Origin of the sequence: Liquorilactobacillus mali KCTC 3596 = DSM 20444, assembly GCF_000260415.1 — a bacterium.
Lineage (GTDB): Bacteria > Bacillota > Bacilli > Lactobacillales > Lactobacillaceae > Liquorilactobacillus > Liquorilactobacillus mali.
In genome coordinates, this window is sequence record NZ_BACP01000067.1 from 1 (window position 1) to 5,143 (window position 5,143).

At 35.7% G+C, this 5,143-nt stretch carries 7 protein-coding genes; 5 read left to right on the plus strand and 2 right to left on the minus strand.

What is annotated here, in order from left to right:
* The 3 genes from GSM_RS12350 to GSM_RS12360 all read left to right on the plus strand — a co-directional run.
* On the plus strand, positions 1 to 577 hold a 577-nt coding region (locus GSM_RS12350; protein WP_010078367.1), incomplete at its 5' end, for a pyridoxal phosphate-dependent aminotransferase.
* 1 nt (position 578) lies between these two features.
* Positions 579 to 1,589 (plus strand): D-2-hydroxyacid dehydrogenase, encoded by a 1,011-nt coding sequence (locus GSM_RS12355; protein ID WP_003687367.1) that lies wholly within the window; start codon positions 579 to 581, stop codon positions 1,587 to 1,589.
* Between the two features lie 2 nt (positions 1,590 to 1,591).
* Positions 1,592 to 2,011 (plus strand): GNAT family N-acetyltransferase, encoded by a 420-nt coding sequence (locus GSM_RS12360; protein WP_003687366.1) that lies wholly within the window; start codon positions 1,592 to 1,594, stop codon positions 2,009 to 2,011.
* A 160-nt stretch (positions 2,012 to 2,171) separates the two neighbouring features.
* Here GSM_RS12360 and GSM_RS12365 read toward each other — a convergent pair whose 3' ends face one another.
* Positions 2,172 to 2,804, minus strand: coding sequence for a VTT domain-containing protein (locus GSM_RS12365; protein WP_003687364.1), 633 nt, complete (start codon positions 2,802 to 2,804; stop codon positions 2,172 to 2,174).
* Between the two features lie 18 nt (positions 2,805 to 2,822).
* Entirely contained in the window at positions 2,823 to 3,824 is a 1,002-nt protein-coding gene (locus tag GSM_RS12370; RefSeq protein ID WP_010078368.1) for an NAD(P)/FAD-dependent oxidoreductase, read from the minus strand.
* Positions 3,825 to 3,950: 126 nt separating this feature from the next.
* Here GSM_RS12370 and GSM_RS12375 point away from each other — a divergent pair, with 126 nt between their 5' ends.
* Both GSM_RS12375 and GSM_RS12380 read left to right on the plus strand, forming a co-directional pair.
* Positions 3,951 to 4,523, plus strand: coding sequence for a peptidylprolyl isomerase (locus GSM_RS12375; protein WP_003687355.1), 573 nt, complete (start codon positions 3,951 to 3,953; stop codon positions 4,521 to 4,523).
* A gap of 22 nt (positions 4,524 to 4,545) precedes the next feature.
* Positions 4,546 to 4,941 (plus strand): CvfD/Ygs/GSP13 family RNA-binding post-transcriptional regulator, encoded by a 396-nt coding sequence (locus GSM_RS12380; RefSeq protein ID WP_003687353.1) that lies wholly within the window; start codon positions 4,546 to 4,548, stop codon positions 4,939 to 4,941.
* Positions 4,942 to 5,143 lie beyond the last annotated feature (202 nt).

Below are 5,143 nucleotides of genomic sequence, written 5' to 3' on the forward strand. Positions count from 1 at the left end.
AATAGTTGTTTTGAGTGATGAAATTTACAGTGAACTTGTCTACAAGAAAAAACATGTATCAATTGCATCTTATTTGCCGGAGAAAACGCTGCTAGTTAATGGTGTATCTAAGTCTTATGCCATGACCGGCTGGCGTGTGGGCTATCTATGCGGGCCAAGGGAAATAATTACAAATTTGGCAAAGCTTCATCAGGCTAATATTGCGACGATTGGTACTATAAATATGATTGCTGCCGCGGAAGGATTAGTTAATGGTGATGATGATATAAAAGTGATGCGTGCAGAGTATGAAAAGAAAAGAGATTTTGTATGTAAGTGGCTAAAGAAAATCGGCTATTCTTTTATACCAACTGATGGGGCATTTTACATCTATATCAGATTACCTCTTGATTTTCAAGGTTCTAGTATTGATTATGCGAGAACCCTTGCACAAAGGGCACATGTTGCGGTTATTCCTGGAGCGGCATTTGCAACCCAAGATCAAAAATATTTTCGAATTAGCTACGCTGTCTCGGATGATAAGTTGACTGAGGCAATGAAACGTCTAGAGAGATTTGTGAAAGGCAGGCAAAAATAAGTTGACAAGAATAATTGCTTATCATGTTCGACAAGATGAAGAACCGTTTATTGTACAATGGAGCAAGGAAAATGAAGTTGAAGTTAAAAGTGTTCCCTTTGAACTTCATACAGATACCATAGGATATGCAAAAGGGTATGACGGAATTATTTTTAAGCAACGTAGTCGTCTAGATGAAGACGGTTCGATTTATCAAACTTTGAAAAATTATGGGATTCATCAGTTATCTTGTCGTTCGGCAGGGATAGATACAATTGACCTTCATGCAGCTGAATTGAATGGCATCAAAGTTACTAATGTTCCTTCGTATTCTCCGCATGCGGTTGCAGAATTGGTTTTGATGCAGGCAATGCAATTGATCAGACATTACCCAGAGTTCAAGGTACGCTTAGATAATAACGATTATGTTGTCGATGGATTGCGTTCACGTGAACTTTCAGAGTATGTCATTGGTATTGTCGGAGTTGGCAGAATTGGAACCACTGTTGCTCAGATATTTCACAGTTTAGGGGCAACAGTCCTTGGAAATGATTTAGTAAGAAAACCGGAATTAGAGCGAGCTGGAATTTTGAATTACGTTGAAAAGGATGAAATTTATCGAAAGGCAGATATTGTGACTTCACATGTTTATTTGAATAAGCAAAATACTCATTTAATCGATCAAAATGCTTTTTCCAAGATGAAGCCAACTGCTTTTTTGATAAATGATTCTCGGGGACCTGTTGTAAATACTGTTGACTTGATAGCTGCCTTGGAGAACAAGCAGATTGCAGGAGCAGCATTAGATGTTGTTGAGGAGGAAACCAAGATTTTTAATTTGAAATTTGATAGGCAGACTCCAGTGGCCAACTATAATTTGCTCAAGCAATTGCCAAATGTGATTTTGACACCGCATATTGCATTTTATACAGATATTGCGGTTGAACGAATGGTGAAACAGGCTCTAAATGATGCATTGACCATCATTCAAGGAAAACAAAGTTCACATGAAATAAGTTTCAAGGGAGAATAAAAATGGTTGAATTCAGAAAAATGACGATTAATGATTATGAGCAGGCGCTTGCTTTATGGGAGAGAACACCTGGGATGAATCTTCAGTCTTTAGATAATACACGGGCTGGAATTAAGAGAGTAATTGACCGCAACCCTGATCTGTGTTTTATCGCTGAAGAACAGGGAATAGTAATTGCAACAATCCTAGGAGCAACTGATGGTAGAAAAGGTTATTTTTACCATGTTGCGGTTGCTGAAAGCTTTCAACATCAGCAGATTGGAAAGAATTTAATTTCAAAGGTTCTAGAAGAATTTAGGCTCAAAAATATTGAAAAAGTTGGGTTGTTTACAGTTAAGGATAATAGTGAGGGACAAAAATTTTGGGAACACTTAGGATTTAAGGAACGTCCTGATATCAAATATTTGGATTTGGATTTGTAAGTACTAGCGGTAGAAGGAAACGATAGTTAACAATTGTAGTGGCATACTGAAAGAATAAAGATTAATTACGGCTAAGAAATACCCCCACGCTATAGTTTTTTTAACGTGAGGGATATTTTTTAATTATGTTTGTTTAGAAAATTTAAAGTGCGGCTCTTAATCAGTGCCTTTTTTTGAAAACTCCTATTATTGCTGGAATTAGTGAAACAACAATAATTCCAATTACTACTAATGAAAAATGTTCTTTTACGAACGGAATGTTTCCGAAGAAATAACCTGAACCACAGCATAAAATCATCCATGCTGTTGCACCTAGAATATTGTAACGGAAAAATTTGTTGTAAGGCATGTGGCTGCTGCCGGCAACGAATGGAGACATTGTTCTGATAATCGGCATGAAGCGTGCCAATGAGATTGCAACACCACCATGTTTTTCAAAGAAGGCACGGGTATGTTCAAGATTTTCTTCTTTGATGAATCTTCCTAAGAAAGAGTTTTTGTTTATAGAGTTCCCTATTTTGTGACCGATGAAGAAATTAAGGGAATCTCCGAGAATGGGCGCTAACCAGAATAACAAGACAAATACCCAGATGTTTAAGTGATATGTAGAATTTGCTGCTAGTGCACTTGCGGCAAAAAGCAAAGAATCACCAGGCAAGAAAGGTAGTATTACAGCACCGGTTTCAATAAATATGATTGTAAATAAAATGAGGTAAGTCCAATTTCCGAACGTATTGACAATTGTTATTAAATGGGTATCAATGTGTAAAATAAAATCAATTAAAAAACTCATGAGTTACTCCTTGTTTTATTAGTTTAATTCTGGAAAGTTTTTAATGAGCTGAGTGCTGTGAGCGGCTTGGCGAATATCGGGATGGATTATGTTCATTGCACTATTAATAGCGATAGGAGCCTCTCCAAAACCTGTGGCAATTAGATTGACTCGTCCAGGATAGTCAATTATATCGCCTACGGCAAAAATTCCTGGAATGGATGTTTCCATGTCTGTTTTCACTTTAATCAGATTATGTGCTGTTTCGAGATTCCATGATTTAAGTATTTTATTGTCAGAAACAAAGCCGTAGTTTACCAGAAGAAAGTCAACAATTATTTCTTTTGTTTCATCAGTTTTTACTTTGTTAAGAGTAATTTTTATTTTTTCATTTTCAGAGTTTAAACCACTGATGAGGTAAGGAGTCTCGAAAATTGTATTTGTTTTTTTTAATTGTTCAATACTGTTTTCAAGGGCTCTAAATCTGTCTCTTCTATGAATCAAGCAAACTGATTTAGCAATATTTTGTATTTCGAGTGCCCAGTCGACGGCTGAATCGCCACCTCCAGCAATAGCAATATCCTTACCACGGAAATCTTGAAGATTTTTTACGAAGTAACGAAGCTGTTTGTTTTCAAACTTATCTGCGTTTTCGACGGCAAGTTTTCGCGGTTGAAAGGCGCCGACACCAGTTGCAATGATAATGGTTCGTGAATAAGTTTTTTTCTTTGTGGTGGTGATTACAAAACCTAAATCTGTTTTAGCGATATCTTGGACAGTTTCATTTAAAAAAATATCGGGCTTAAATTGATTGTTTTGACTTAAAAGATTACTAATAAGATGATCACCCTTAATAGAATCAAACCCTGGGATGTCATATAAGCTTTTTGCTGGGAATAGTGTGCTGACTTGACCTCCTAATTGGTCAAGACTTTCAATCAACTGTATCTTGGCTTGGCGCATGCGAGCATACGTTGCTGCAAAAATTCCGACAGGACCACCGCCAATAATGGTAATATCGTAGTAATTTTCGTTTTCCATTGTAATGCTCCTTTCAATTATGTACACTAAAATACATTAGCATAATTAGTTTGCAAAATAAATTAAATTGGAAAAATATTTAGTATTTCGATAAAATGAATTATGTAAAAAGAGGAGGAATTAGGAATGTTTCCACAACTAGAAGAAAATAAAACAAACCCAAAAGTGACACTGCAGACAAACCATGGTGATATCGTAATCGAGCTTTTTCCAAAGAAAGCCCCTAAAACGGTCGAGAATTTTCTCAAGCTTGCACAAAATGGTTATTATGAAGGTGTTATTTTTCATCGGGTGATAGCAGATTTTATGATTCAAGGCGGCGATCCTACAGGTACTGGTATGGGTGGACAAAGTATTTGGAATAAATCTTTTGAAGATGAATTTTCAAATGAGCTTTTTAATTTAAGAGGGGCATTGTCTATGGCAAATGCTGGACCAAATACAAACGGAAGCCAGTTTTTCATCGTTCAAAATAAGAATCTTCCTAGTCAAATGATAGAACAGATGCAACAAGCAGGGTACCCTTCTGAAATAATAGAAGAGTATCGAAAAGGTGGTACACCATGGTTAGACCATCATCACACAGTCTTTGGACAAGTTCGCTCTGGGTTAGCTGTAGTTGATGAAATTGCCGGTGTTGAAAGTATACAAGACAAGCCGGTTGATGATGTAATAATTAACAAGGTTATTGCTGAATAGTTTTTGGTAAGAGGTGACAGCAATGGAATATAAAATCGGATCAATTGTCGAGGGAAAGATAACTGGAATACAGGCATATGGGGCGTTTGTTGCACTCGATGCTCATACTCAAGGCTTGATACATATTTCAGAATGTCATCACGGCTTTGTTTCTGATATTCATCGTTATCTAAAAACTAATCAAACTGTTAAAGTAATGATTATCGATATTGATGAGTATACTGGGAAAATAAGTTTATCATTAAGGTGCATAAAAGAACCACACATTAATCTAAAGGGAGACCATATCAGATGTGAGCACAAGCATTATTGGACAAACTATAAAGTTAATGATGGTTTTAAGCCAATAGAAATGCGATTGAATGGTTGGATTGATGATGCAATGCATGATATAGAAAATGAATTGAAAAAAAACTAAAAATAATACTTGACTGTGAATGAATAAATTGATATTATATTTTTTGTTGGTCATTCAGTGATTGTTGTGAAATTAGAAAAAATTGCTGTTTTCCAAAATGAATATTATTGGATATTTATTCGTTTTTTTGTTTTTTATAACAAAAAATGTTGACAATCATCTAACAATCAAGTATCATTAAATAGTTGCATTAAGCAATTAA

What these genes read in the sequence shown, in the direction of transcription:
- GSM_RS12365 (WP_003687364.1), bottom strand. Translation starts at nt 2,804, where the DNA reads ATGAGTTTTTTAATTGATTTTATTTTACACATTGATACCCATTTAATA.
- GSM_RS12370 (WP_010078368.1), bottom strand. Translation starts at nt 3,824, where the DNA reads ATGGAAAACGAAAATTACTACGATATTACCATTATTGGCGGTGGTCCT.
- GSM_RS12360 (WP_003687366.1), top strand. Translation starts at nt 1,592, where the DNA reads ATGGTTGAATTCAGAAAAATGACGATTAATGATTATGAGCAGGCGCTT.
- GSM_RS12375 (WP_003687355.1), top strand. Translation starts at nt 3,951, where the DNA reads ATGTTTCCACAACTAGAAGAAAATAAAACAAACCCAAAAGTGACACTG.
- GSM_RS12380 (WP_003687353.1), top strand. Translation starts at nt 4,546, where the DNA reads ATGGAATATAAAATCGGATCAATTGTCGAGGGAAAGATAACTGGAATA.